Origin of the sequence: Glaciecola siphonariae, from assembly GCF_042652645.1 — a bacterium.
GTDB lineage: Bacteria > Pseudomonadota > Gammaproteobacteria > Enterobacterales > Alteromonadaceae > Glaciecola > Glaciecola siphonariae.
Window position 1 is genome coordinate 18,275 of the sequence record NZ_JBHSGU010000001.1, and the last position, 26,938, is coordinate 45,212.

At 45.1% G+C, this 26,938-nt stretch carries 20 protein-coding genes; 9 read left to right on the forward strand and 11 right to left on the reverse strand.

Annotated elements, in window-relative coordinates; all coding sequences use genetic code 11:
• Positions 1 to 4 precede the first annotated feature (4 nt).
• Entirely contained in the window at positions 5 to 1,945 is a 1,941-nt protein-coding gene (gene speA, locus ACFO4O_RS00120) for a biosynthetic arginine decarboxylase (protein ID WP_382405152.1), read from the reverse strand.
• 230 nt (positions 1,946 to 2,175) lie between these two features.
• Between speA and ACFO4O_RS00125 the strand changes: the two genes are divergently transcribed.
• A complete protein-coding gene (locus tag ACFO4O_RS00125; RefSeq protein WP_382405153.1) occupies positions 2,176 to 3,144 on the forward strand; it encodes a GGDEF domain-containing response regulator in 969 nt (322 codons plus the stop codon).
• Between the two features lie 25 nt (positions 3,145 to 3,169).
• Here the strand turns inward: ACFO4O_RS00125 and ACFO4O_RS00130 are convergent, their stop codons facing one another.
• Both ACFO4O_RS00130 and ACFO4O_RS00135 read right to left on the reverse strand, forming a co-directional pair.
• Complete coding sequence (locus ACFO4O_RS00130; RefSeq protein WP_382405154.1) at positions 3,170 to 4,036, reverse strand: hotdog family protein; 867 nt, start codon at positions 4,034 to 4,036, stop codon at positions 3,170 to 3,172.
• A 178-nt stretch (positions 4,037 to 4,214) separates the two neighbouring features.
• Positions 4,215 to 5,114 (reverse strand): MipA/OmpV family protein, encoded by a 900-nt coding sequence (locus tag ACFO4O_RS00135; protein WP_382405155.1) that lies wholly within the window; start codon positions 5,112 to 5,114, stop codon positions 4,215 to 4,217.
• 219 nt (positions 5,115 to 5,333) lie between these two features.
• Between ACFO4O_RS00135 and ACFO4O_RS00140 the strand changes: the two genes are divergently transcribed.
• On the forward strand, positions 5,334 to 6,137 hold the full coding sequence (locus tag ACFO4O_RS00140) for a polysaccharide lyase (RefSeq protein ID WP_382405157.1): 804 nt from the start codon (positions 5,334 to 5,336) through the stop codon (positions 6,135 to 6,137).
• A gap of 82 nt (positions 6,138 to 6,219) precedes the next feature.
• On the opposite strand, the gene ACFO4O_RS00145 is transcribed toward ACFO4O_RS00140, so the two are convergent.
• Positions 6,220 to 6,792, reverse strand: coding sequence for a GspH/FimT family pseudopilin (locus tag ACFO4O_RS00145; RefSeq protein ID WP_382405158.1), 573 nt, complete (start codon positions 6,790 to 6,792; stop codon positions 6,220 to 6,222).
• 109 nt (positions 6,793 to 6,901) lie between these two features.
• Positions 6,902 to 7,663, reverse strand: a complete 762-nt coding sequence (locus ACFO4O_RS00150) for a DNA-J related domain-containing protein (RefSeq protein WP_382405160.1) — start codon at positions 7,661 to 7,663, stop codon at positions 6,902 to 6,904.
• A 174-nt stretch (positions 7,664 to 7,837) separates the two neighbouring features.
• On the opposite strand from ACFO4O_RS00150, the gene ACFO4O_RS00155 reads away from it, so the two are divergent.
• From ACFO4O_RS00155 to ACFO4O_RS00165, 3 genes are all read left to right on the forward strand, one after another.
• The gene (locus tag ACFO4O_RS00155; RefSeq protein ID WP_382405161.1) at positions 7,838 to 11,767 is read left to right on the forward strand and encodes a PAS domain S-box protein; all 3,930 of its coding nucleotides are present in this window, start codon (positions 7,838 to 7,840) and stop codon (positions 11,765 to 11,767) included.
• 408 nt (positions 11,768 to 12,175) lie between these two features.
• Positions 12,176 to 13,582: a xanthine permease gene (locus ACFO4O_RS00160; protein ID WP_382405162.1), complete on the forward strand. Its 1,407-nt coding sequence runs from the start codon at positions 12,176 to 12,178 to the stop codon at positions 13,580 to 13,582.
• Positions 13,583 to 13,641: 59 nt separating this feature from the next.
• Positions 13,642 to 14,154, forward strand: coding sequence for a YcxB family protein (locus tag ACFO4O_RS00165; RefSeq protein ID WP_382405163.1), 513 nt, complete (start codon positions 13,642 to 13,644; stop codon positions 14,152 to 14,154).
• 104 nt (positions 14,155 to 14,258) lie between these two features.
• Here ACFO4O_RS00165 and ACFO4O_RS00170 read toward each other — a convergent pair whose 3' ends face one another.
• A complete protein-coding gene (locus ACFO4O_RS00170) occupies positions 14,259 to 15,155 on the reverse strand; it encodes a LysR substrate-binding domain-containing protein (RefSeq protein WP_382405164.1) in 897 nt (298 codons plus the stop codon).
• Between the two features lie 109 nt (positions 15,156 to 15,264).
• On the opposite strand from ACFO4O_RS00170, the gene ACFO4O_RS00175 reads away from it, so the two are divergent.
• Positions 15,265 to 15,633, forward strand: a complete 369-nt coding sequence (locus tag ACFO4O_RS00175) for a hypothetical protein (protein WP_382405165.1) — start codon at positions 15,265 to 15,267, stop codon at positions 15,631 to 15,633.
• Between the two features lie 119 nt (positions 15,634 to 15,752).
• On the opposite strand, the gene ACFO4O_RS00180 is transcribed toward ACFO4O_RS00175, so the two are convergent.
• Positions 15,753 to 17,150 carry a DUF1501 domain-containing protein gene (locus ACFO4O_RS00180; RefSeq protein WP_382405166.1) on the reverse strand — a complete coding sequence of 466 codons (1,398 nt, stop codon included), beginning with the start codon at positions 17,148 to 17,150 and terminating at the stop codon, positions 15,753 to 15,755.
• Positions 17,151 to 17,176: 26 nt separating this feature from the next.
• Positions 17,177 to 19,090 (reverse strand): DUF1800 domain-containing protein, encoded by a 1,914-nt coding sequence (locus tag ACFO4O_RS00185; protein ID WP_382405167.1) that lies wholly within the window; start codon positions 19,088 to 19,090, stop codon positions 17,177 to 17,179.
• Positions 19,091 to 19,443: 353 nt separating this feature from the next.
• Between ACFO4O_RS00185 and ACFO4O_RS00190 the strand changes: the two genes are divergently transcribed.
• Complete coding sequence (locus tag ACFO4O_RS00190; RefSeq protein WP_382405168.1) at positions 19,444 to 19,695, forward strand: hypothetical protein; 252 nt, start codon at positions 19,444 to 19,446, stop codon at positions 19,693 to 19,695.
• 235 nt (positions 19,696 to 19,930) lie between these two features.
• Here the strand turns inward: ACFO4O_RS00190 and groL are convergent, their stop codons facing one another.
• Both groL and ACFO4O_RS00200 read right to left on the reverse strand, forming a co-directional pair.
• Positions 19,931 to 21,568 (reverse strand): chaperonin GroEL, encoded by a 1,638-nt coding sequence (gene groL / locus ACFO4O_RS00195; protein WP_382405170.1) that lies wholly within the window; start codon positions 21,566 to 21,568, stop codon positions 19,931 to 19,933.
• Between the two features lie 55 nt (positions 21,569 to 21,623).
• A complete protein-coding gene (locus tag ACFO4O_RS00200; protein ID WP_382405171.1) occupies positions 21,624 to 21,914 on the reverse strand; it encodes a co-chaperone GroES in 291 nt (96 codons plus the stop codon).
• A 450-nt stretch (positions 21,915 to 22,364) separates the two neighbouring features.
• Here ACFO4O_RS00200 and ACFO4O_RS00205 point away from each other — a divergent pair, with 450 nt between their 5' ends.
• Positions 22,365 to 24,203 carry a M2 family metallopeptidase gene (locus ACFO4O_RS00205; RefSeq protein ID WP_382405172.1) on the forward strand — a complete coding sequence of 613 codons (1,839 nt, stop codon included), beginning with the start codon at positions 22,365 to 22,367 and terminating at the stop codon, positions 24,201 to 24,203.
• A 43-nt stretch (positions 24,204 to 24,246) separates the two neighbouring features.
• On the opposite strand, the gene ACFO4O_RS00210 is transcribed toward ACFO4O_RS00205, so the two are convergent.
• Entirely contained in the window at positions 24,247 to 24,759 is a 513-nt protein-coding gene (locus ACFO4O_RS00210; RefSeq protein ID WP_382405173.1) for an FxsA family protein, read from the reverse strand.
• Positions 24,760 to 25,136: 377 nt separating this feature from the next.
• On the opposite strand from ACFO4O_RS00210, the gene ACFO4O_RS00215 reads away from it, so the two are divergent.
• Positions 25,137 to 26,918 (forward strand): protein-disulfide reductase DsbD, encoded by a 1,782-nt coding sequence (locus ACFO4O_RS00215; RefSeq protein ID WP_382405474.1) that lies wholly within the window; start codon positions 25,137 to 25,139, stop codon positions 26,916 to 26,918.
• The last annotated feature ends 20 nt before the right edge of the window (positions 26,919 to 26,938 follow it).

Sequence of the window (26,938 nt, forward strand, 5' to 3'; positions counted from 1 at the left end):
CTGTTTAAGATTCAGTATTTAAGTAGGTGTAACCGGCCAAGCAGTGCTCGTAAAAATCTGTCCATTTTACACCTTCTCTCGGCTTGATATTGCCAGCGGCAACTTCTTTGTCGATATACTTTTTAATATCAATCGCCATAGAGCTTGGGTGATACTGCATTACCGACAACACGTGCTCCACACTCGAGCCTTTAACAAACTCTTCAATATAAAAATCTTGTGGGTCATCGTCGTAACTGAAGATATGAACTTCGTTCAAACGGCCAAACAAATTGTGCATATCGCCCATCACATCTTGATAAGCACCGGTTAAAAACAAGCCTAAGTAGAAAGGCTCGTCTTTCGAAAATGCGGGCATCGGCAACACGTGGTCTATCGCGTGCTCAATCACAAATTTGTCAATCTTGCCATCGCTGTCGCATGTAATATCTACTAACGAACCGTCATTTACAGGCGGTGTATGCAGGTTAGTAATGGGGACAACTGGCAATATTTGGTCAATCGCCCAGCTGTCTACCGCCGACTGGAATATAGAAAAGTTGCACAAGTATTGAGACGATAATGAGAAGTCTAATGACTGCACTTCTTCTGGCACAAAATCAGCATTGCGGTAAAAATGCTTAACCTTGCGCATTATTTGCCAATAGAGCGTTTCAATTTTACCTAACTCTTCAAGGCCAATGACCCTTAATTTGAAGGCATCTGACGCCTGCTCTTTATATTGCGTCGCATCGTTGTAGACTTCTTGAAAATTTAGCTCACCGCTAAGGTGGTCAGCTAAATCACGCATGTTTTTTAGCAAAATGTGATCATCTTCGCCGGCGGCGGTATCAATTTGAGCGCCGTCAGGTTTGATTTCACCTACCACTTCGGTAATGACGCAGCTGTGGTGAGCAGTTATCGCACGTCCGCTTTCGGTCACAATATTGGGGTGGGGCACGCCTTCTAAATCACAGACTTCGCGCATGCCATACACCACATCGGCAACGTATTCTCTCACGCTGTAGTTGCGTGATGAATCGGCGGTAGATTTACTGCCGTCGTAATCAATACCCAAACCACCGCCCACGTCTACGTACTCGAGCGCAAATCCCATTTTCACTAATTCTGCGTAAATACGAGCGCTTTCATTGACCGCGTCTTTTATGGCGCGAATTTCTGGAAGCTGCGAACCAATATGAAAATGCAAGAGTTTTAAAGTGTCGCTCATGCCTTCTTTTTCAAGCAAGCGCGCGGCTTTAATAATTTCGGAAACATTCAAGCCAAATTTGGCCCGCTCGCCGCTCGAGCCTTGCCATCGGCCTTGACCCTTCGACTGCATTTTTGCACGCAAACCGATTATCGGCGCGATATCTAACTGCTTAGATACCTTGATAAGCATGGTCAGTTCACTGAACTTTTCGATGACCACAACCACCTTGCGTCCTAATTTACGGCCTAATAGAGCAAGCTTTAAAAATTCTTCGTCTTTGTAGCCATTTAAAATGGTGAGCGCATTTAAATTAGTATTCATGGCAAGCACGGCGAGGAGCTCTGGCTTTGATCCCGCCTCTAAACCGTAGTCGTAAGGCTGCCCAGCATCTACAATTTCTTCAACCACTTCACGCATCTGGTTAACTTTAATAGGATATACGCCGCGATATTTACCTTGATAGGAAGCTTCGCTAATAATTTCTCTAAACGTCTCATTGAGCGTAATCACCTGTGAGCGCAAGACATCATGGAAACGTACCACTACAGGAAATTGGATATTTTCTTCACGTATTTCATCGATTACCGCTTTCATATCGATGCGCACGTCATTCATTCTAGGTTCAGGAATAACGTGTATATTACCGTTCTCACCAATTTCAAAGTAACCACCGCCCCAGCTAGAGACACCATATACGCGCTCTGCATCTTCAATCGTCCACGTTTTTTCAGGCTGTTTGTCGCTCTGAGTCATTGCCACACCTACTTATTAAAGGGGCTATCAATTAGGGGCGTATTATAGCTACACCTGTGTAAGTTGCCACTATAAGCATCACTTCATCAGAATATTTAATTGAGCCTTTTAGCTATGCGAATTTGAAACAAATGTAAACTTGGTGTAAATTTTGATATATCTTTGTTAAATGTGCTGAGATATTTGGGTAACGAAGCATTCCACTACGGACTAATCAAAACGGACTAACCATGTACTCAGTAACCGATAGCGTAGAACAAGAGCTGCATCGCATAATGATTGTTGATGACAGTGCCAGCGAATTAACAATTTACGCAAACAGCTTGGCGGCCAACTTTGCTGTTACTGTTGCAGACTCGGCAGATAAGGCATGGGAACTGCTAAATCGCTCTCCATTACCAGACGCTATTGTGCTCGATATTATGCTGTCGGACATAGACGGCATCGCCTTATGCGACCGCATAAAAGAAACGCGCTACTTCAGTGACATTCCCATTATATTTTTAAGCGCACTTGACGAGCCGAATATAAAATCACAAGCCTTTGAATTAGGCGCAGCAGATTTTGTTTCGAAACCACCGGTCATGAGTGAGCTAACCGCGCGCCTTAATCGGCATATTGCTCAGTATCATAAAACTAAGCGTCTTGAGTCTTTAATATTTATAGACCCCCTTACGCATTTACCTAACGAAGTGAAATTTCATGAAGTACTTAAGCAAGAATGGTCGCGGTGCGCGCGATATTGGCATCATCTGTCATTGCTGATGATCCGCGTTCATGGCTTGGAGCGGGTAAAAGAGCATTTTGGCGTTGACGAATACTACGCCGTGACCGCAAGCATCGCAGACGATTTGTGCAGCGTTGGCGCCCGCCCAGGGGACTTGTTTGCGTCGATAGGTGATAATACCTTTGCCCTACTACTGTCTGACTGCAGTACCGAAGGCGCGCTGTTAAAAGCAAAACAGATAAGCGAGCGATTTGAGCACCCCCACTTCATGGTAAATCATGAAACGTCTGCAAAACATCTCTATTGCAGCATAGCCTACACAGTGGCGGCTCCTGCGGGTGGTTCGTCGGTAAACGAAATCATGAAAACTACCGAAGACCTATTGCTAAGCGAGACTACACCTGAGCGCACAATGATTCATGGGCACACGAATTTATTGGGAATTGAAGGGATATCAAACTTCGCTAGCTGAGAAGTCTCGCTGCGGTCTTAGCTTACTATTTTCCGGGGAGCTGGGTGGTTTGCATTAAGTCAACTTGAGCGGTAAAAAGAGGCGTTTGTTGGTTCACATATCCGAAGCATTCGTAGCGCTGAGCACCTGTTTTCAGCACCAGCGGCTCTCGAATTAAAATATTCAGGGCATCATTACTTCTTAGCTGCTTTAACTGCACTTTATCAACGCATAAATGTTGCGCTGTGTATATCAGTGGGTTTTTCACCAAGTCGTATCTGATGGCTTGGGCACGTTCGAGCATTGCTGAAGAAAGCAGAGCCAGCGGATACATTTGTGGAAAGGTCACTTTGTTGGCGAACTCATCAATAAACTTAGTCTGATCAGCAAATGCGCTTAGTAAAAAGTTTTTTGCGTTTCCAACAATCATCCATTTACGTTTAAAAAAGTACTCACCATCTAAAATAAAGCTTCGGTCGGGAGTGTTTTTTAGCTCCGACAGCAATACCTCTGGGAATTCCATGTTTAAGGTAGGATATTCGCCGTCTCGCTTAAAACCGATAATTGCAGGCTTATTGTTGGTTTTTAAGCACACTCGGGTGGAATATTGTTTGCCGCTGTCATTTTTAGATAAGCGACTTTTTTTAAGCTCAACGCTTACCTCATCGCCTACTTTTACTGCATTCGCAAAATTAAATTCAAAACTGCTGAATCTGAGCATGTCTACAGTGAGGTGAGCGCTATTTTGCGGGATATGTGTTTCAACCATACAGCCTAGCTGAAAACCAAGAGCAATGGGCCCTTTGAATGGATTACCTTTTATCCAGCCCCAGCGAAATTGGTCGTGAAATAAATTGAAATCGTCGGTTGAATTGCGCGCCATATCTATATGCACTTGCGACAGGGTATACATCAGGCCTCCAAACAACGTTTCGTTTTAAATAGATGCGAAGCACAAAGCTTATACATCGCGCGATAATCTCTATTAAGGTTATCGCACAAAACCCTGTTTTACTTAGGCATACTTTAGGATGTTTTTGGCGGTTTATTCACCGTACGTGCGCGGTTGCTCTCGGGTAGCTACCCGCTTGTTACCAACTTGCCACCGCATCTGATTGATATAAACGCCATACAAAGCCCACTCCATAGCTATAGGTGATGTCTTTTTCAAATAAGGGACTGTCTTGGTTTGCCGCCCCTTGATGAAAACGTGCTGTACCGCCTAAAAACCCTCGCATGTTTTTCATAATTGGAAATGAAAATCCAAGCGATAACTCCGAGCCTAAATACCCACCGCTGGCGTCGAAGGCCGCTCGGTTGGGTCTAGCAAATGCTTGGTCGACTTCATAAAAATAATCGTGCAGGTCTTCACTGGCGAATACAGCGCTAACGGCCAGATTCAACGCAGTATCTTTAAATAAGGTGCCGCGCTGCTGATACGTCAGTTGAGGCTCAAACACATAACCACGGTCGTCTATGCGTTTAAAATCTGTAGAGAATACAGCGCGTGCCTGCATGCGCAGGTTCAAACGTCCTTCGCCGCCATTATCAAACGTAAAGTCGCGCAAACGGTATACAAGCTGCGGCCCAATCTCAAATAAGAAATCAAGCTCGGGCATCCCTTCTCGGGCGGTATTGTCGTCGCTATCTGCGGCAAATGCGCCACCAACCGACACATCGAGCTCAAAGTTGCTGCTCTCAGCCACGACAGCACGCGCGCCGCCCCCGCCCCCAATGCGGAATACATCGCCTCGATAAATAACATATGGAGCGGCCAAAGCGACAAAGTTTCTTTCTTGTGATGCTGGGTAATTAGGCACGTCCACAAAGCCACCGCCAGCGCCAAATTCCCACAAGGGTTGCGCTTCATCGCTATCTTCAAATCCAGTGAGGCTTCTGTCAGGAGATTCACTTTGCTGGGCTTGCACAGCAGCTGAACTTATAAGCAAAGTAAAGTAGAGTACGATGAGTGTAAACGGCATTTTGAGCATGAGGCCTCGATGAGTGATCTGCGAATCAATAATTATTACTGCATTTTGCAAAAAAAGGCGCAGAATAAGCCAAACATTCACGCCCGAGCATGCTGAAAAAATCGAGGAAAAAAATCGAGAAAATCGAGGACACTCAACGTGAGGAAACTAGCGAGGAAAAATCGAGGACACTCAACGTGAAAAAGAAAAAACTAGCGAGAAAAAGCGAGGACACTCAACGTGAATATTAAACACTATACTGTTTTCATAAACTCAATGGTGATGCTTTTGCTTTCAAGTCTCGCGAGTGCCATGAGCGCTGATGCCAAGACCGTATTTGAAGAAAGCTTTGACGATATACCCGTTGGCGCTTTCACCGAGAGTGAGGCTGCATCGCGCTGGCCAAGCATTAAATGGGCACAGTTACGCGGCCGCTTCAGCATTGTCGAAAATCAGAAACAAGGCCACACCTTGCGCGCAAAATATCCCGCAGGCGGCGTGGGCCCTAGTGAATCAGGAGGCCAATTCCCCTTGTATTTTGAGCCTGCGGACGAATACACGCTCAGCTATAAATTATATTTTGAAGAAGGGTTTGAATTTGTTTTGGGCGGAAAACTCCCCGGACTAGCGAGTGGTGGAGAGAAATACTCAGGGGGTATTCATGCAAAAACGGGGGACGGTTGGACCGCCCGTTTTATGTACAGAGAACAGGGTCAGGCAGAGGTGTATCTATATTATGTGGATAATCCAGAGCAATGGGGACACTCTGTATTGCTGGGCGATTTAAAATTTGAAACGGGCAAATGGTATACCATTGTTCAACGCATAAAGTTAAACAAGCCAGGGCAAGCGGATGCGCTTTTGCAGGTCTGGGTAAATGATGAAATGCTGTTAGATAAACAGAATTTCAGATTACGTTTGGGCGAAAAAGGACAGATAGATTCGTTTTATTTTTCGACGTTTTTTGGTGGCAATCAACCTCATTGGGCACCGAAAAAAGATGTATACATTCAATTTGACGACATCACTATAGTAAGACCATGAGCATATACGCGTTTCAGGCCTTACGCGTTAAGGCTGTTTTGTAATACTCTTTTAACCGTAGTCTACCCACCTTAAAAAGTGATTAACTTATACATGTCACCGCATCGCCACTACCAAGTTCGTGAATGTCATCATTGTTAGTGTCGGTGCTGACTCTAACTCGCCCTTGCAAACTTATTATCAGCGCCCTATTAAGCGTGGCGTTTTCCCTCGTCGGGCAAACACGCAAGGTTGCCGGACTGCCTATGGTGCCGTCTTCATAAAATCTAATTAGCTTTTTGGGCCCCTGCAAAATGACCCCGGTGGGAATTTTCTCGGTAACGTAAATCAGCGCCTCCTCTTCATCTCGATATTGGTTAAAATTTTTGTCGTCAAACACCATTTTAGGCAAGCTCCAATCATTAATATCGCATTGCGACAAGTCGGCGCTCGGACATAACGCAATGCTTTGATGCTCATCGATGGCTTGCGCCCGAGTGTATCTGAGCATAGCGCTAAGCAAATTTACTTGTGCAGTAATGCGACTTTTGTCCACTATAGCTGTTGCGCTGGGACCAACAGCGCTCAACAAAATAGACACAATCGCTAGCACAATTATCATTTCTAACAAGCTCAAACCGTATTGGGGGCGAGCAAATCCCTGCTCTATATTCAACTCATAATCCTTTATGCAAGATGTGACTGAATACGCACAATAGCGCACAACAACCTGCGTAATAACTGAACTAAATAATGGTTTTTGTTCTTTAGGCTGCTAACGATAGCTAGGCTGCGCTCAGAATATGTTTTCGTAGTTTGTTATAAGCGTTAAGTATTGCTTTTGAACGTTCAGCGCACCCGCCCTTGTCTGGATGGTTTTGGTGCTGCAATTTACGATACTGCGCTTTTAACTCAGCCAGACCTAAGAGCTTTCTCCCATCGTTTACTGGCGGCAGTGCTAACACGCTCAACATCTCATTTAATTGCGTTTGGGATAAAAGGTTACTTTGGTCAAACCCCGCCATTTTTTGCCAAAATGATGTGAGTAAGTCTTCGACATCCTCTGTACTCGTCTCATTCAAATTATCCCAGTTCAGGTAATAATCGGCGAGCGGATCTTTGGTTTCGATTGAATGAGTTTGTGATTGTACAGAGTGAGTGTCCTTGGAAAATTCCTCGGAAAGTTGAGTGTCCTCGGAAAAATCAGAGTGAGTGTCCTTGGAAAGTTGAGTGTCCTCAAAAAGATGGGAATGCTTTTGCGAAGGGCTAGTCATAGGTAGCAGCGTTATTTTGGTCAGCGCTATCTCTAGTTCCCCCACGCCTTGACTGCGCCATTGCGCTCTAAGCTGATATAAATGATGGAATAAAATAAAGTGAGTCTGAAATAAGGTTAATGGGTCGCGCAAGGCTTGGTCATCAAAAAGCTCAAAAGGAGGCAACTTTAGCGACTTGATAAGACTGTACTCGTCCATGCCTTCAATAAACTGAGGCTTAAATGTTTCAAGTGCCTCATTTAAAATCGATGAATACTCATCAAATACTTGCACCGTTAAAACTCCTACAGCGGTTTATTTATGCGACACCTTATGCGACACCATGACAATTAAAGCTTGATTACGTATATCTAATAATACCAAAATCTTTATGTTTTTATATACACTTAACGAATGTCGAGTAATCTAGTAATATCTGTACAACTTTTGTTAATGGATTAACCAAGTATGCCCATAAGTGATTTTGCGATGCGCTTGTTCAATAAACTAGCAGTCTCAGCCGTCCTAATTTGCACAAGCTTGCCAAGCTTTGCCATATCTAATTATATTAATGCCCAGTCAGAAGGCGAACTGAGCAGCTTTGCGTTTACGTTGGTGATTGCTTGTGGCGTTTTATTACTTTCATTGCTCGTGTTTGTCGCATTGGCAGTCTATCGAAAAAACAAACTCGAAAAGAGCGAAAACCACCACCAAACCACGTTAGAGAAACTGCCCAGCGGGATTGTGCATGTTGGCATTGGCGGCAACATTATTTATGTGAATAAAGCGGCGGCAACCTTGCTCGGCAGAGACGCGGCTAAACTAGTAAACTCGCAATTTAGCAGTGGCTTTACCGCAGAGGCTGAGCAAGAAGTAAAAGACGCGCTCACTAAAAAGAATGTGAGTGTTCAGGTGCGCGCAAAATCGAGCAATTTGTTTTTACTGGCGCAAATTGGCCCGCTTATCAATCACGACGACCATGCATACACCCTCATTACCTTAAGCAATCAAACGGCCTTAAAGCGTGACTTCGACGACGTATCACAGAAACATCGTCATCTGAACCATCTTGTTGATACTAGTCAGTTTGCTCGCGTGCATCTCAACTTAAAAGATGACCGCTTTGTGCATGAACATTTATTCAACCAGTATCTAAATATTGGCGATAGCATGCAGGAAGACGGCTACTCTTCGCCACTTCCTGTGAGTGATTTTGTAAAGTATATCCACAGCCACGACCTGAGCAATTGGAATGATGCACTCGATACTGCCAGCTCTATTGGTAAGGCAAGAATCAGCATTCGAATGGAAATTGTCAATGCAGGTGAGAGCAACTTGCTTTACATGCCACTCGATATTGACATCATTTGCACAGACTTTGATGGGTCAGCGGTGGTCGAGACTAGCACTCCTGAACAAAGCGTTAACACTTTAACAGCTAAAAGCACTGAACTTCAGCTTCAAGATAAGGCACCTGAGGCGCCCAAGCGCCCGAAAGCATCAAAATTTACGCTCTTACTTAGGCCCGAACTTCCCCTTGAACAGATAAAAAAGAAACTGGATATTGTGAGTGAAGAGCGCGATGCGATGATAAATGCAATCCCGCATCCGGCCTACTCCTTAGATAAAACTGGAAAAATCGTATGGTCGAACTCTCGTTTTGATATGTTGCTGCGCAGCATATTGCCGGAAATTCCAAGCAAAAACCTGCTTGAGCTGAATCCTTTCCCAGAAAAAGTCATGAAGCTTCATCAAAATATTTCGTTTATGTCGAGCCACCAAGACGGGATGGAATTCAGCGTTACGACAATCGACAATGCAACGCTGCATTTTAAACTCGAACTGGCGTTTTACGTAAGCGATGACCGTTTGAATGAGCAAAAACATGCAGGGATGGTGGGCGTACTTAAAGACTTAACTGATTTACGCCTAACCCGCCAAACGCTCAAAGAAGAAGAAGAGCATAGTAAAGCTCAAGCGTCTAAACTGGCTGAAACGCAGGCTCACGTAGACCAGCTCAATGCTCAGCTACAAGAGGAGCTGTCTAGCGCCGAGCGCCTAAACGATGAGCTAATAGCCACACAAAACCGTGCTGAACAGACTGCCATTCAACTTCATCAAGAAAAAGAGCGCATGGGACGCTTTTTAGAACTCGCACCGGTAGCGATAGCTACGATTAATGATAATGACGAAATTATCAGTGCTAACAAGGTCATGCTCGACCGCTTAAAATACACTGAAAAAGAACTCAAAAAAGGCAATATCTACAAGCTGTTTAGCGACCCAACCGAAGCCGGCACCGCTGCTAAATATCTCAATAAAGAGGGAAAATTGAGAGACTTTCATGTTCGCTTGGTAGGTAAAGACGAGAAAATATATCCGGGAGAGTTAAAAGTTGATTTGTTTAACGCTGAAAAACAAGAGTATTTATTTTGGATAGTAGACCGCTCTGACGAACAATTTCAGCGCGATAAGTTTGAAAACACCCTTACACATAGCCGCCTGCCAATGGCTATCTTGACCACAGGGGGATTTACGAAGCTCAACAAAGCCGCCTGCACGTATTTTGGGGTTGAAGATGAAGAGGACATGTTTGGTCGCTCTCCCATTACGCCCGAACTCAACGAAAGCCCTGAGGTTGCCAGCCATTTACATAAAGAATTGTTAAAGCTGCCAAATAGCGGCAAAGTGCTTTCGATGCCATGGGCACATAAAGTCAATGGAAAGATGCGCCCTTGTCACGCCACTTTTGTGCCTATTTACAAAGACCAAGTGTTTAACTGTATATTGTGCATTTGGCAAGACCGTGAAGAACTGCGTAAAAAAGAGCTTGAATTAAAAACCGCGTTAGAAGCGAAAACTAAGCTTGAAAATGAGCAACAAACAACGGCAAACGAATTAATAAGTAACCGTGAACAGCTCGATAAATTAAGCCAAGAGCATGCGTCGTTAAAAGAGCAGCTCGAACAATCTACCCAAGCAATTAAAAACTTAACTGAGCGTAAAGAAGCCCTAGAAAGTGATACAAAAGAGGCCAAGCAAGCGTTTGATGATGCACAAGCAAGTATTCAGCAGTACGAAAAACGCATTGCAGAGCTAGAAGAAGCCGGCAACACTCATCAAGAACGAGATAAAGAGCTTTGTGAACAGCTCGAACAAGCGCGCACCGACGTAAGCCTTAAAGAAAAGGAACTGTCTGATTTACATAAACAACTCAAAACCTTAAATAACGATTTAGTTAAACGCCAGCAAACGCTCGATAGCTTGACCGAAAACGCAAATAAACAGCTTAGTGAGCGAGGCGAGTTAGAGCAGGAACAAGTAGAAATACAGCAGAAGCTTGAGCAAGCTAACAGCGAGATTGCCGCTAAAGCCGAAGAAGCCTCAAAACTTGAACAAGCACTGAAAGACTTAGAGAGCACATCGGATAAAACGATTGCGACACTTAAGGCTCAGCATGAAGCTACGCTCAGTAAAGCCAAGACTGATATTGATGCCATATTAAGCGCGAAGGAGGGCCTGCAGCAAGAGTTAAAAAAAGCTGAGGGTAAGATAAGCGACTTAGAAAAAGCAATAGAAAAACGGGCCAATCATGAAAAAGCCTTGAGCGAAAAGCTCCGTGCTCAAGAGACCTCAATGACCGAGCTGGCTAAAGAAAAAAATCAGGGCTCATCGATTATAGAAAAAGCTCAAGGCAAGCAAAAAGCTTTAGCCGAAGAGCTCACATCGGTGCGCCGCGACAGAGATAGCAACGAGCAACTACTCAAAAAGCAAAAGGCTGAACAAGAAGCCCTAGTTAACAAACTTGAAGCGCTAGAAAGCCAGCTTGCTAAGAGCCAAGAAGCGCTTGCGGCAAAAAGTGAAGCTTTAAAGAGCGCTGAGCGCTCCCTCAAAAAAAGCAATGAGCAGCTCAGTAAAGTAAACAAAAAATCAAATGCGCAGCCTGCCGCAAAAGAGCAATCTGCAGTGCAGGCCGCTAACATTGACGAGTCGAAGCCTAAAGCAGAGACTACACAGGCTAAACGCTCAGATATTGCGAGCATTCCCCTACCTAACAACCCTGAAATATGGTTTGATATTTCGCATTTTTTGAAAGAGCAAGGGCCGGCAGTGTCTGTTAACGATGCCCTAGCAGGCTTAACAAAAAACATCGAACAAAACATTGAACAAACAGAGCGCGCCATAGCGACCAATAAGAATGATGACATTCAAATCAGTGCCAATGATCTTGTGAAATTGGGCGAGAAGACACACTCTGAAGCTCTCATGCAGCTTATACAAAACATTGAGCACGATTGTGCGAAAGGCATGTTCGACAATGTGTCGATACGCTGGCCTGCAACTAAAAGTGGTTTGCAAAAAACCTTGCGCGTAGTGTATTCACATCTTAATGCATAGTTAGTGCATAGTTAGTGTATAAATAAGCCCAACTCTCGCTACGTCATTATGTGTATGAACTGGGCTGTTCTTGGCTGAACTGGGCTGCTCTTGGCTGAATTGGGCCTGCCTATATTGGCAGGCTACTTAAGCTAAACTACTTTTTCTCATCACTGTACTCCTTCCTGCTTTGTCGAACAAAGATTCCATCAAGCAAAAATTCCTTATTTAATCTCAGCTCTGGATAAGAAATAGTGCAATCAAATCTTATTATCAGCCAGAGATATTTTTAATTATTTGTTAAATAAATGCGTATAGTTTGTTACAAATAGGGTAATAATAGGGAGAGCGAGCGCAGGTATTTATCCCAACTGTAAATCGCGTTTAGATACCGCACCAATATAAAGCTTACATAACGAGAACGATAATATGCTAATTAAACGAAAAGATGGTGACGTACAGCCCGGTATTAAATGGGGTCCATTTGTCATGCGCATTCCTTTGATACACCTGCGGTTTTCGCTGACTAATTTACTTCAAGGCCTTGCTGTTGCAGGCGCTACAGGGCTCGCTTTGGTTCCATACTTCATCGCACTATTGGGTCTTAGCTTTGAAGAAGCTGTGGTTATGGCCATGTTTCATAGCATGCTTATCTCATTTTCGTGGATGTTTTTTGGCGACCCATACGCACCGGGGTGGCTAACCCCCGCCATTCCATTTGTGGTTGCCTTTATTACCGCACCTGCCTATCTAGGTGATCACACGGCACAATTTCAGGCCATGACTGCGCTCTCCCTCAACTTCGCTTTTGTGCTAATCTTTTTGGGTGTTACCGGACTTGGCGCTAAGCTTGTTAAAGTTGTGCCAAACGTATTCAAGGGCGGCATCATTTTGGGCGCGGCAGTGGCTGCTTTTTTACGGGTCACTAAAGATGGTGATGCTGCTAATGTGTTTCAATCTGCGCCTATTGCGGGCACCCTAGGCGTAGTTGTTTGTTTGGTGTTTGCCTTTTCAAAGCCCCTACAGGCACTGGCTGTTAACAATAAAACCCTTGCGAAGATCCTGGGCCTTGGCTTGCTGCCAGGGTTTATCATAGCCGGAACGGTTGGCTACTTTACAGGCGAGTTTACCTACAACATTCGTTGGGAAATTCTTGATGTGGGTGCTGCTGCCACTTCACTGTGGGCAAAGGCGTCTCCTTTTGCTATTGGCTGGCCGCCGATTGACGTATTTGTTGCCTCTTTTCCACTTGCTCTTATTACCTATATCTTGTTTTTTGGTGATGTTGTGACCGGCAATGAAATGATTGAGCAAGCCCAAAAAGCACGAAGCGATGAAAAGCTTGAACTAAACGGAAGCCGCGCTCATATGGCAACTGGAATCCGTAACGTGTTAATGGGAATCATCGCTCCATTTTTTACCACACAAGGCGTTTTGTGGACCGGCATACAAGTTATTTTGCTCAAGCGCTGGACCGCCGGACGAGACAAGGTAGATTCAATTTTTGACAGCATCGGAAGCTTCTATGCGTTTGGGCTACCTATACTGTTTATTTTACTGCCCTTGGTGACCTTATTGCAGCCTCTGCTGCCAGTAGCGCTTGCAGTCACCTTAATCCTTACAGCATTTGCCTGCGCCACGTTAGCGCTGTCGCTTGTCAGTGATGCAACCGAGCGCGGCGCAATGGTGATCACTGCCATGGCATTTAGCGTGTTCGAACCTTGGTTAGGCCTGCTCATAGGTTTGATCACCATCGCTGCACTTTGCGGCACAAAGGTATTTATGCCTTCAGATTCACATAAAAGCGGCCCTGAAAGTGATGAAAGCAAGCCTTAGATGATGGCGTAACCGTTTGGATGTAAGTAAACTAAGGTTTTACTGAGACTTTGCATTTCATGACATCGCCGTTTTCTTATTCTACTACCTACAAACTGGATAAAAGCCATTTCAGTGAAACCTTTGACGAATCAACGAGCGCAAAGCAACCAGCATCGGCCTACTACAAAGCCACTGGCTTGGTCGTATTCGGCCTTGTCATTTTATTAATGACTCCGCTCAGCGCTTATGCAGCGTGGTTTATTATTGTGCTGGGGATTGTTGAGGCTTTAGGTGTGTATTTTAGAAAGCCTTGGTGGTTGGCTCGGCAAATGATCAGCCGGGCGGCAAATACGCAGCTGACCTTAACCATTGATGAACAAGGCGTTAGTAGCGAATCTGAATCAGTGCAAAGCCAAATTCTATGGATAGATGTAAACGCGCTTGAAAAGACCTCTCGCGGCTGGATGCTGCATCATGGCAAGGTAAAAAGCTATGTATCGAGCAGATGTTTATCAAGCGAAGCAGAGGATTTTATGCACACCAAAGCTGATTTAATTCAACAACAGGTGCAAATAGATGCGAAGCCATAAGTATGGGCCACTTTGTAGGTTAGTATGACCGCTGTGGTTGTGGTTAAAGAATGTATGCTAAAGGCTTTACGGCCATATGGTCGTAACAAAAAACTATCAACACTTTATGTATGAGCCTTTATCAATGGTACTAACCATTGCTCAAAAGCTTTCACTTTTTTCCATTCAAAGTTCTGCTTGGGCGCAACCAAATACAGCGACCAGGGGCTAACAGCCTCAAACCCTAGCACCTGAACGAGTTCGCCACTTGCTAAATATTGCGTAACCAAACCTTTGTTCACGAGAGTAAATCCACGCCCAGCGAGCGCATTCTCAATCAGCATCATGGAATTATTCGAACGAATAGTAGGCGTGAGTGATTGTTTATTAATGTGAAATTGTGAACAGGCCTCATCCAAAACATCGTGCGTGCCTTTAGACGGGTCCTCTATCCAAGGTAAGGAGAATATATATTTGGCATCTGCATTGCTGCGCCCTTCCAATAAATCTGGGCTGACAACAAAAATCAAATGATCGCTCATGATTTTCTTTTCATGTAAGCCTTGGTAGTTACCGCTACCCATGCGAATGGCTAAGTCAATTTCATCGTTTTTAAAATCAACTAAATCGTTTGATGGAGCAATTTGCACCATCAATTCTGGATGTGCTTTTTGAAATTGCGGCAAACGAGGCAACAAAAAAATAGAGGTAAAAGAGTGGATAGCAGAAATTCGAAGCACCTTAGTTTGATTATCATCCGTGATGGATGCCAATCCTCGCTGCCACTGCAAAAAGCCCTCTTCGATATAAGGCAATAAGCGCGCCCCATGCACCGTTAATTTCGTTTCGCGATTGTTTCGCTCAAACAGCGAAAGCCCAAGATAAGACTCGAGTTGTTTGATTTGTTGGCTCACCGCTGCTTGGCTAATATTCAGTTCGCTAGCCGCGCGTTTGAAGCTACTTAACTTGCCCGCCAGCATAAAATACTGCAAAGACTTTAAAGGGGGCAGATATGACTTCATTCTCACTCATGATTAAGTTTTTCTTAACTTTACATAAATTTTTATCGTTTGTCTGCATCTATGAGAATAACTAGGATACATCAACAATTAAGTAATAGGACTTCGAGAGATGATGAGAATGAAAATAGAAAAACTAAGTATGACACTTATTTTTACGGGCTTAATTAGCGTCAGCAACACCTCTTGGGCAAATGAACTGCAAGGTGGCGGTATTAAAACTCGAGAGAGCAACACGGGTTTTCCTTATTCTGCTCTTTCGTCTAGAGCAGATTCGCTAAAGATAAACTACACTACCGAGGGTAATGTTATAAGATGTAGAGTCGTAATGACTGAGAAAAGCCGCGAGCATCGGTCGAGTGACAAGCAGATTTTGAAAAATCGCTTCGAGGTAGCGCCGTTAAGCGCATGTCTATCAAAAACTGAGGCCTTTGAATGGTTGGGCAAAACGCTTGAGCAGGGCTCTGTTGATAAGCGTTAATATTGTGGGCCGCAGAAGTTCAAACAATGTATATCTGAAGCAAGTCAAATGTTGGGACGATGACCCCCGCGTGTGAACGTTGTGAATGCTCTATTTTGATTGATGCAGGGTCTCATTTATTAGATAAAAAGACGCAAGTTTGCAGGATTGAAGTTACTCAATCCCGGTAGCGCAGACCGAAGTTCAGTATCAGATAAGCCCCACCAGCGGCCAAGCGGTTCAGCAAACTGCTCGACCGATAATGTTGGAATAAGCCGGCCATTTCCCGCATCAAGATCATGCCCCAAACGTGTAGGCGGCACATTACCCAATATATTACCGCCGCGCACCGCGCCTCCCATAACAATTTGATTGCCACCCCAACCGTGATCAGTGCCATCTCCGTTAACGGTCAGTGTTCTGCCAAAGTCAGAGGCGGTAAACGTGGTGACGTTATCAGACAGACCAAGCTCGTTCATTGCCGCGTCAAAAGCTGACAATGCACCGTCTAGTTGTGAAAGCAAAGCGGGCAAATCAGCTGCTTGATTAGAATGAGTATCAAAACCACCGGTGCCTACGAAAAAGATTTGACGGTTAGCCGACAAACTGTTCCGTATCGACATGGTTTCGGCAACCGTACGTAATTGACTTCCTAAAGAAGATTCTGGAAATACTGTGTTGATAGTAGGTGCACCTGCGCGAGCAGCGTCAAACACTGTGTTGGTATCAATACCCGCACCAAATTTGTTGGCAATATCTCGTGCTAATAAATTTGTACCAGCAAAACCCTCGGCTCTAAAGCGGTCTTTAGCCATGGAGATAAAATCAGACAAATTAGCCGATGGCGCACTTCCATTAATCGCTTCTAGCGCGGTAATGCCCGCAGATCCTGTTAACGACACTTGATAAGGTGATACTGTATTGCCAGTAAGAAAGGGGCCAACACCAGTGGTAGATAATGTAAAGAAGTCAGCAATACCGTTATTGGCGCCAGCGGCAAGCATTGCATCTGCAAATAAGCCGCCCCAACCGGAGGTAGCACCCTCAGGAGCACTTGCTTGCCAGATCGACTGCTGATCGTTATGTGAAAAAAGTCTCGGCGGCACCCTTGCTGCACCTGTGGCAAAGCCTTGTGCCGTGACGGGCTCTATTAGCGGGCCTACATTGCTCACAAAAGAAACCCTGCCTTGATCAAAGAGCGATTTAAGCTGTGGCATTTCCGGCGGCAAGGCAAACTCTCGACTCCCAAACTCTGTTGCATTTTCGGGGGTTATGGGTAACAAATTCTCTCTTGCGCGAGCACCATCGTAGCGATTTAGCAGCGTCTGCCTTATGTTGGCAAAATCATTGTATGAAGAAAAATCAAAAGGAATTAACAAATCGTGTCCGTCTACGCCACCGAACAAAAACACGCACACAAGTGCTTTGTAACCCTCTGTTTGCGCAGCGTGAGCGGTAAGTGAACCTGGCAACCCTAAATAGGCAGTGCCGACAATAGAAGAGGCAACAGAGTATCGTAAAAAGTCACGTCTATTCATGGGTATGCTCCTTAGCGTTGGATAAATTAGCGTTGAACAAGATAGTCAGGTGAAGACATTAGCATTAACACCGCATAGCCTATTAAGGCCTCACGACCGGCTGCTTCGGTTAACGCACTTGGCGCAAAGGCATTGAGCGTGTCGATAAGTGCTGTTTTGCTGCTCTCGCTCAGGGTGTTGTAAAGCAGTAGCCCATCTAAATATTCTACGAGTGCTTCAGCGTCATCTGCTAAAGGAAGTAAGTCAGCGTAATTGGGAATAAAGGTTTGTTGAGCGCGTGAAGCGTCAAAATTAGCGCCGAACCGAATAAACACGGGTCGCATATTGTCAAAATTTTCACGCTGAGATTGCAGCGCTCCATAGGACAATAGATTGATATACCCCGGAATACTGGATGCATTCACAATCTGCAGTTCAGGCGCAACTAAGCCTTGCTCAGCTGACAGTGTTCCCGGTGCCTTGTAACCTGGCCGATAAAAGTTAAATACAGAGGGTGAACGATAGGGATGCTGACCAAGCACGCTCAATGATGACGTATCGTAAAACTGAAAGACGTACTCAGGCGTGGTCATATCCGTTTCGAATGCTCGCATAAAATGGCTCAAACGCAGCACGGGTTCGCGTACTTTGCCAAAGGTATCGTCAGCAAGGGCGTTAGCAATGTAAATACTTTCATCAAATAGTATCGCTGCGATAGTCGCTTTTAAGTCACCTTTACGCCCATCTCCTACTTCCTCACCATTTGGTAAGGTGTAGCTTCCAGCATCAAATGCGTTTGCCACTCGTTCTACATAGGCAGGACTTGGATTACTGGTGACAAATCGCTGGATTAACTGCCGACCTACAAAAGGGCCAACATTGGGATGCGCCATAATATGATCTAATGCCATATCAATAGAGGCTTCACCTTGTGTACCCGCTGGTATGGTGAAATCTAAAAAGGATTTTTCACCTGGTTCGTGCTTAGACTCATCTATAAGCAATGGCTCTAGCACCGCAGCCCTAATTCGTGTGATTCTTCCTACTAAGCTAGATTGAATATCTAACTCAGGATTATTTAAACCTGTGAATACTTTCGCAAGGCCCGTAATATCATTGTTATCGTAGACTTCTACTGGATTACCCTCAACATCGGTTACCACAGTGCCGTCTTGATTAAGCTCAACAAGACCAATGGTAAAAAGCTGTAAAATCTCTCTTGAGTAGTTTTCATCAGGCACGCGACCAGTGCTTTCATCGCCTTTTTCATTGCCTAAATACGTTAAATACTCAGCCATTGCTGGCGTATAAGTAACTGCTTCTAATAAATCACGATAATTACCCAGTGCATTATCAGCCAACACCTGTTGGTAATACCCGACCGTTTGCGGAAAGATGCCGTTAAGCCCTCCGCTGCCGTTGGACACAACAAGAATTTGTGACAACGCAAAAGCCATGCGCTGGCGAAGCTGGTCTTCGCCATGAACCGCATTTTTCCAAAAAGTATAGGTGGTTGCACCTTGATCAAATGCATCGGCCAACATACTGCGTTGAGCAGGCTCTCCCATTTCAAAATAGCGCTGTACTTCAGACAAAAACTCACTCGTTGGCGCGTTAAATTGATCAACCATCCATGCCGAAGCACTTGTGCCTGTTAAGTCTTCAATGTCTTGCAATCGTGGGCCAAAGGTCGCCATGGTTAAAAATCGCGAAGTTTGCTGTGGTGTTGCAAACTTGTTATTTGGCTCTACCACTGGCGAAGGCGCTGGCGTGCTGGGTGGAGCGGGTGTTGTAGGTGTTGGAGCGGGTTGTGCTGATGGAGGCTCTGGTTCAGAACTTCCTCCTCCACCGCAAGCTGTCAAAACAAATAAAAGAGATGCACAAAAAACAACACGCCAAACATGCACGCGTTTGTTAAAAAGCCCTCGATAATTAGGGTCAGCCAACCGTATGTCCATCATTTGTAAACTCCTCTCACGCGGATGACTTCAGTTCGATAAACTTTAAGTAAGTACCGCGAATACAACGTTTGATTGGCAGTCTAAAGAGCTAAAGCAGATGAGTTCAAGTTGAGAAGCTTGGCTTTACTCAATCTTTACAAAGCCTTTACGCAGAATTACGTTTTGCGACTTTAGAGTGCTCTCAGTTAAGAGAACTCAGGGTAAAAATTCTCTAAGTTGAAAAGGCACGGCGAACTCGCGATCGAGCGGCGGGCCTTCCGTCTCGGCATCGCTTTTATTCATTAGATGCGCAAATTCTCTCGTCTATACTCGACCCCGGAACGCCTTATGTTGATCATGCAGTAGTTGAGGTATTGATTGATGACAAATGGCTTAGAGTAGACAGTTACATTGTAGATAGTGCGCTACTCGCTGGCGCCAAACAGCGCTTAAACGCAGCTATCGGTATGGGCATTAGAAAAGACGCAAGTGGCGTTTGGTCAGGCATGGAGGACAGTTTTTCGCAATTCCATCCAGATTACAAAAGTATGGATTTTGGTGTATTTGAAGACGTAAGCGATTTTTACAAACACGCGAGTAAAGCGAGCAAAAGCACTGAGCTATAAATGCAGGCGTATCACGCTCGCTACGTTAGGGCTTTTTAAATGTTGGAAAGGAAAACCATTAACCAAATCGGTACCCCACTTTTTACCCTCGTAATTGGTGCATTGAATAGCATCCCGTTTGTATTACAAAAACATATAACCAAAGAAAAACCCCTTGAAACCAGATGGCTCAAGGGGTTTTGTTTGGGAGATTCCCGCATACGCGGGAATGACGGTTAGCTAGGCGTCAGCCCGTTTACATCATGCCGCCCATTCCGCCCATGCCGCCCATATCAGGCATGGCTGGTGCGTCTTCCTTTGGTAGTTCGGCCACCATCGCTTCGGTTGTAATCATCAGGCTAGCGATTGATGCTGCGAACTGCAATGCAGAGCGCGTGACTTTAGTTGGGTCCAAAATACCCATTTCAATCATGTCGCCGTAAGTGTCGTTGCCTGCGTTGTAACCGTAGTTACCTTCGCCATTTTTAACAGCGTTAGTCACTACTGACGCTTCCGCACCAGCGTTTGCTGCGATTTGACGAAGCGGTGCTTCCATAGCACGAAGAGCCATCACGATACCGTGAGTTTGGTCTTCATTGTCGCCAGTCATATCGGCAAGTTTCGCTGCTGCGCGCACAAGTGCTACACCGCCGCCAGGAACAACGCCTTCTTCAACCGCAGCGCGAGTTGCGTGTAGTGCATCTTCAACGCGGGCTTTTTTCTCTTTCATTTCAACTTCGGTTGCTGCGCCTACTTTGATAACTGCAACACCGCCGGCTAGTTTAGCCAAACGCTCTTGTAGTTTCTCTTTGTCGTAGTCTGAAGATGACTCTTCAATTTGCGCACGAATCTGGTTGCAACGACCTTCAATCGCATCTTGCTCACCAGCACCGTCAACCACGGTTGTGTTATCTTTAGTGATCACAACGCGCTTGGCTGTACCTAGGTCTTCAAGCTGCACTTTTTCAAGCTCAAGGCCAATTTCTTCAGAAATTACGGTACCACCAGCAAGTGTAGCGATGTCTTGTAGCATTGCTTTACGACGGTCACCAAAACCAGGTGCTTTAACAGCTGCCACTTTTACGATGCCGCGCATGTTGTTAACCACTAATGTTGCTAGCGCTTCGCCTTCAACATCTTCCGCAATAATTAATAGCGGCTTAGATGACTTAGCAACTGCTTCTAGCGTGGGTAGCAACTCACGGATGTTAGAAATTTTCTTATCAACTAACAAAATGTACGGGCTGTCTAGCTCTACAGAACCGCTTTCCTGATTGTTGATAAAGTAAGGAGATAGGTAACCGCGGTCAAACTGCATACCTTCTACTACGTCTAATTCGTTTTGCAGGGCTTGGCCTTCTTCAACCGTGATTACGCCCTCTTTACCTACTTTTTCCATTGCTTGAGCAATGATGTCACCCACAACGCTGTCCGAGTTTGCAGAGATAGTACCTACTTGAGCAATCGACTTGCTGTCGGCACAGTCGGTAGAAAGCTTTTTAAGTTCTTCAACCGCAGAGACGACTGCTTTGTCGATACCACGCTTAAGGTCCATTGGGTTCATGCCCGCCGCAACTGCCTTTAAGCCTTCGGTTACGATTGCTTGTGCAAGCACGGTAGCGGTTGTGGTGCCGTCACCAGCTTCGTCGTTTGCTTTAGACGCCACTTCTTTAACCATCTGTGCGCCCATATTTTCGAATTTATCTTCTAATTCGATTTCTTTAGCAACAGAAACACCGTCTTTGGTGATAGTAGGCGCGCCGAATGATTTGTCTAATACTACGTGACGGCCTTTAGGGCCAAGGGTAACTTTTACTGCGTTAGCGAGAACGTTAACGCCTTTAAGCATTTTTGCGCGAGCGTCGTCGCCAAAACGAACTTCTTTAGCTGCCATGTGTAATTTCCTCTAAATCTTTAATTTGTTTAATGCAATGGGTGGTTGAATCTACTTATTCAACTACCGCTAGAATGTCGCTTTCACTTAAGATTAAGACTTCTTCGCCGTCTAATTTGTCTGTTTTAACGCCATAACCGTCGTTAAAAATGACAGAATCACCAACTTTAACGTCTAGTGCTTTTACGTCGCCGTTATCTAATACGCGGCCGTTACCAACTGCGATAACTTTACCGCGCGTTGATTTTTCTGCGGCTGAGCCAGTCAGCACGATGCCGCCAGCGGATTTGCTTTCTACTTCTTCGCGCTTAATGATGACGCGATCGTGTAAAGGACGAATTGCCATTTTCAAATCTCCTGAAAATTCCAATAAAGATTAGTGTTTATAAAACTCAATCTGAGTGGGTTACCACGCCAAAAACGACGTGAATTCTTTAACTGCAAAGGTAAGTGGGGTTGGTCTATATAAACTCAAGGCTCGGTATGAAAAAAATCTGAAATTTATTGTTCGCTTATAATAAGATGCGCAAACACAATCATAAAAATGCGTCTCGAAGGACGTGACTTGAGTCGATTTAACATGACTTGAAGACACCCTCGTTTGAAAACGTCGAAATCATGGATGATTTCGATGAGCGCCCATGGATGGGTTCACAGCGATTTTCAAACGAGGGTGCCTACAAGTCAAAGCGGTGTGACTTTGTTCAAATTGCATATACACGAACGCAGCTTAACGATTTTTAACACGCGCCGCGAGATGCATAATTATAATAAAACCAATTTTACGGGGAATACCATGACACACTTTAAACCGTCATTGCTTGCTCTAGCATTTATTGCCATAGGAAGCGCATGCACGCCGGTCGCGAGCGACTCTTCTGCTGTGCAATCAAGGGTTGAAACGGCTGCACTTAGCGCTGAAGATGCCAAGGCGTTTTTACACGACTTTGACACTCAAATGGGTAAAATTAGCACACCTGCCGCCCACGCCGCTTGGGCCTACGCGACCCACATCAACTACGATACTGCAAAAGTTAATGCGTATTTTAATGAGCAAGTATCGGTGCTCGTGGTTAAATATGCCGTTGAGGCGGCAAAGTTTAACGATGTTCAGGTAGACCAAGACACTAGACGTCAGTTAGATCTCTTAAAAGCAGCGCTTGAAATTGCCCCACCTGCCGACGCGGCAAAGGCCGAGCGACTGGCTGAAATTGGTTCGCAAATGACCAGCATGTATGGCTCAGGACAATACTGCCGAGAAGAAGGAACCTGTTTATCGCTAGTACAAATGAGCGCAGAAATGGCCACAAGTCGTGATCCTGAATTACTTAAAGAATACTGGCAAGGCTGGCGCGAGGTGTCAAAGCCAATGAAAGCGATTTATGCCGAGCAAGTGGGCATTGCAAATGAAGGCGCACAAGAACTCGGCTTTGCCGATACCTCTGAGCTTTGGCGTGCTAAATACGATATGCCCGCCGAACAATTTCCGATAGAACTCGACCGTTTATGGGGGCAGGTAAGTCCGTTCTATGAAGCGCTGCAATGCCACGTGCGCGCCGAACTTGCAGAGCACTACGGTGAAGATGTCGTTCCCCTTGATAAACCTATTCCGGCGCATTTGTTAGGAAATATGTGGGCACAAAGTTGGGGCAATATTTACGATATTGTTAAACCTGCGCAAGAGATGAATGTGCCAGATGTGACCAAAGCGATGGCCGAACAAGGCTACGACGAGTTGAGAATGGTAAAAGAAGCTGAAGCCTTCTTTTCATCTTTAGGCTTTGAAGAACTTCCAGAAACCTTTTGGGAACGTTCGATGTTTCAAAAGCCTGAAGGGCGTGATGTGCAGTGTCACGCTTCGGCTTGGAACCTAGACGACAAAGAAGACTTGCGCATTAAAATGTGCATCCAGATCACCGGCGAAGAATTTAACGTGATTCACCATGAGCTCGGTCATAACTACTACCAACGTGCGTATAAAGACTTACCCACTTTATATAGAGGCTCTGCCAACAGCGGCTTCCATGAGGCGATTGGCGATACCATTGCGCTGTCGATTACGCCTACCTACCTGCAAGGTTTAGGCTTGATTGATGAAATTCCAGATGCATCCAACGACATTGGCATGCTGCTAAAAGTAGCGCTTGATAAAATCGCGTTTATTCCCTTTGGATTAATGGTAGACCAATGGCGCTGGCAAGTACTCTCGGGCGATGTGCCACCTGAGCAATACAACCAGCTATGGTGGGAGCTTAGAGAAAAGTATCAAGGTGTTGCTGCACCTGTGGAGCGTGATGCAGATGCCTTTGACCCAGGCGCCAAATATCATGTTCCGGCCAATGTCTCTTATACGCGCTACTTTTTAGCGCACATACTGCAGTTTCAGTTTCATCAGGCCTTATGCGATATCGCCGGTAGCGAAGAGCCGCTGCATCGCTGTTCAATTGTTAACAGTAAAGAAGCTGGAAAAGCGCTTAACGATATGCTGGAAATGGGCAAAAGCCGCCCTTGGCAAGAAGCAATGCAGACTCTAACGGGCTCCCCTGATATGGACGCGTCCACTATTGAGGCATACTTCAAGCCGCTGAAAATCTGGTTAGACGAACAAAACGCTGACAGACAATGCGGATGGTAATCTAGCCCAACTAAGGTATTTGTACGCTATATTAAAGACCGACTCATTGCAGTCGGTCTTTTTCATCATTAGGCGTTTTATCTTGGTATTCAGCATCAATAATATCGCCGTTTTCATGCTCTTTTTGCCCACTTTGCGCGCCACCTTTATAGCTGTCTTGCTGATAAAAGTGAAACTGCGCGCGAGCACCTCCTTTTGCTTGATGGGCAACAAATTGCTTAACTAAGAACGCGGCAATCGGGCCCCGAGTAAAGGGTAAGGTAAAGAGCAAACCTACAATATCTGTAATAAAACCTGGCGTGACTAAAAGCACGCCAGCGACTAAGAGCAACAACCCCTCACTGATTTCTTTGCCCGGCAGCTCACCCTTTGCCGATTTTTGCTGTACCTGACGCAGGGTATTTAAGCCTTCACGCTTAACAAAAAACGCACCAATAAACGCACTGAACACCACAATAAAAAAGGTGTTCCACCCGCCGATATTATCCGACACCTGTATCAGCAGCATAATTTCTGCAATAGGCAATACGGCAAATAATAAAAACAAAATTAACACTTAATACGCCTCTTGTTGTGATATTAGAAAAAGTGCACGCACCGCTTGTTGCTTAGGCAAAACGCAAAAATCATGCAAAATACATAGCAAAGCCGAAAATACGACCTTAGCTCGCAATTTGCCCTATACTATAGAGCTTGGGGCGGTTTGTCCTAATTCAAACCAAATCTTACCCAAGCGAGTATTTGTTTAGTCTGGCGTAAAAATAAATGCCGCGCAGCCTTGAAATATTTTCAAGCGCGTACCGGTCATGTAGGCCGTAATTGTTCATTCCAAAGGTTGTATTAATGTTGTTGAGTCACCCACTTTATTTGCCAAGCTTAGCGCTTCGCACCGCCAAAAAGTTATATTCAGTTAGTCGCAATGCACGCATGCTGATGGTCTTTATGCTTACATTTTTGGCGAGTAGTCAGGTCCACGCACAACAAACGCCTGAATCATTATTTTCTGACGCGCCTACATTTTTAAAAGTTGACGAAGCCTTTGGTTTTGATTTTGAGCAGCGCGAAGGCGAGCTCGTTATTAAATGGGACATAGCCCCAGGCTATTATTTATATAAAAAACAGTTTCAAACGGTGACAAAAAACGTCACGCTTGGCGAACCTGCATATCCGCCACACGAAACCATTGAAGATGAATTTTTTGGCTTATCGGATGTGTTTTTCGAAGATATGGAAGTTACTTACGCTATTGATAACGCTGCGCAAGATGGCCAAGTAAAAATCCGCTTTCAAGGCTGCGCAGAAGCAGGGCTATGCTATCCGCCCACCACTAAAGTCATTTATCTTGACGCTTATAATGCCCAAGGCGCAGCCACCACCAATTCGAGCTCCGACTCACAAGGCGCGGTATCAGAGCAGTTTAGCCTCGCTGAACGCTTACTATCAGATGAAAGCCTTGCCATAAGCTTAGGCGTGTTGTTTTTGCTCGGCATTGGTCTGGCTTTCACGCCTTGCGTTTATCCTATGTACCCTATCTTATCGAGCATCGTGATTGGCAAGGGCAAAAAAGAAATCAAACTCTCTCAAGCCTTCATCTTGTCATTTGTTTATGTACAGGGCATGGCAATCACCTACAGCATCTTAGGTTTAATCGTTGCTTCGGCAGGCGCACAATTTCAAGCGTCGCTGCAAAACCCCATTTTATTAGGCGTATTTATTGTGCTGTTTGTCGCACTGGCCCTCGCGATGTTCGGTCTATATGAAATTCAGTTACCCTCCAAATGGCAAGAGAAGCTCAATGGTCTTAGTAACAATCAGAAATCGGGCAACCTAGTAGGCGTGTTTGTAATGGGCGTTATTTCAGGATTGGTGGCATCTCCCTGCACCACCGCCCCACTTACCGCCATTTTACTGGTAGTCGCGCAAAGTGAATCTCTCGTGTTTGGCTTTTTTGCGCTTTATGCTCTGAGTATCGGCATGGGCGTGCCGCTTATTTTGTTTGGGATGACCGGCGGAAAACTCCTGCCTAAAGCCGGCGCATGGATGAATGTTATTAAAGCAACATTTGGCTTTATGATGCTTACGGTAGCCATATTATTTGTAGAGCGCATTTTTGTAAGCGACTGGACTGAATTGCTTTGGGCATTGCTTGCCATGAGCTTGTTCGCATACTTATATACTGTAAATCAGCACACAGAGTTGAGCTTTGCAAAAGGTGTCCGCAATCTCTTTCTCACCGTCGGCTTAGTCGCAAGTGTCTTATATGGCGTATATGCGTTACAAATTGTCAATCTTGTCCCGGGCAAGCTGTTTACGAACAACCTTGTATCAAGCGAACAAAGCCAATCGCATCCTGAGTTTTTAGTGGTGCGCGACCTTGACGATTTTGACATCAAGCTGGCTGCTGCCAATGCTGAGGGTAAAAGCGTTATGGTCGACTTATACGCCGATTGGTGTGTGGCATGTAAAGAGTTTGAAAAATACACCTTTCCTGACCCAGCAGTGGTTGAGGCTTTAAGCGACACGGTATGGATGCAGATTGACCTCACTGACAACACGCCGGCCTCGCTAGCATTCCAAGAAGAGTTTGATGTTTTAGGACTGCCAACGATTTTGTTTTTTGATGCACAAGGTAAGGAACTAAAACAGTCTCGCGTAACTGGATTTATGAAAGCGCAAGCCTTTGCCGATCACGTTAATCGTAGCCTAAATAATTAATCTCAATGTGAGGGTCTGTT

What these genes read in the sequence shown, in the direction of transcription:
- speA (WP_382405152.1), bottom strand. Translation starts at nt 1,945, where the DNA reads ATGACTCAGAGCGACAAACAGCCTGAAAAAACGTGGACGATTGAAGAT.
- ACFO4O_RS00125 (WP_382405153.1), top strand. Translation starts at nt 2,176, where the DNA reads ATGTACTCAGTAACCGATAGCGTAGAACAAGAGCTGCATCGCATAATG.
- ACFO4O_RS00130 (WP_382405154.1), bottom strand. Translation starts at nt 4,036, where the DNA reads ATGTATACCCTGTCGCAAGTGCATATAGATATGGCGCGCAATTCAACC.
- ACFO4O_RS00135 (WP_382405155.1), bottom strand. Translation starts at nt 5,114, where the DNA reads ATGCTCAAAATGCCGTTTACACTCATCGTACTCTACTTTACTTTGCTT.
- ACFO4O_RS00155 (WP_382405161.1), top strand. Translation starts at nt 7,838, where the DNA reads ATGCCCATAAGTGATTTTGCGATGCGCTTGTTCAATAAACTAGCAGTC.
- ACFO4O_RS00160 (WP_382405162.1), top strand. Translation starts at nt 12,176, where the DNA reads ATGCTAATTAAACGAAAAGATGGTGACGTACAGCCCGGTATTAAATGG.
- ACFO4O_RS00165 (WP_382405163.1), top strand. Translation starts at nt 13,642, where the DNA reads ATGACATCGCCGTTTTCTTATTCTACTACCTACAAACTGGATAAAAGC.
- ACFO4O_RS00170 (WP_382405164.1), bottom strand. Translation starts at nt 15,155, where the DNA reads ATGAAGTCATATCTGCCCCCTTTAAAGTCTTTGCAGTATTTTATGCTG.
- ACFO4O_RS00175 (WP_382405165.1), top strand. Translation starts at nt 15,265, where the DNA reads ATGATGAGAATGAAAATAGAAAAACTAAGTATGACACTTATTTTTACG.
- ACFO4O_RS00180 (WP_382405166.1), bottom strand. Translation starts at nt 17,150, where the DNA reads ATGAATAGACGTGACTTTTTACGATACTCTGTTGCCTCTTCTATTGTC.
- ACFO4O_RS00185 (WP_382405167.1), bottom strand. Translation starts at nt 19,090, where the DNA reads ATGATGGACATACGGTTGGCTGACCCTAATTATCGAGGGCTTTTTAAC.
- groL (WP_382405170.1), bottom strand. Translation starts at nt 21,568, where the DNA reads ATGGCAGCTAAAGAAGTTCGTTTTGGCGACGACGCTCGCGCAAAAATG.
- ACFO4O_RS00200 (WP_382405171.1), bottom strand. Translation starts at nt 21,914, where the DNA reads ATGGCAATTCGTCCTTTACACGATCGCGTCATCATTAAGCGCGAAGAA.
- ACFO4O_RS00205 (WP_382405172.1), top strand. Translation starts at nt 22,365, where the DNA reads ATGACACACTTTAAACCGTCATTGCTTGCTCTAGCATTTATTGCCATA.
- ACFO4O_RS00215 (WP_382405474.1), top strand. Translation starts at nt 25,137, where the DNA reads ATGGTCTTTATGCTTACATTTTTGGCGAGTAGTCAGGTCCACGCACAA.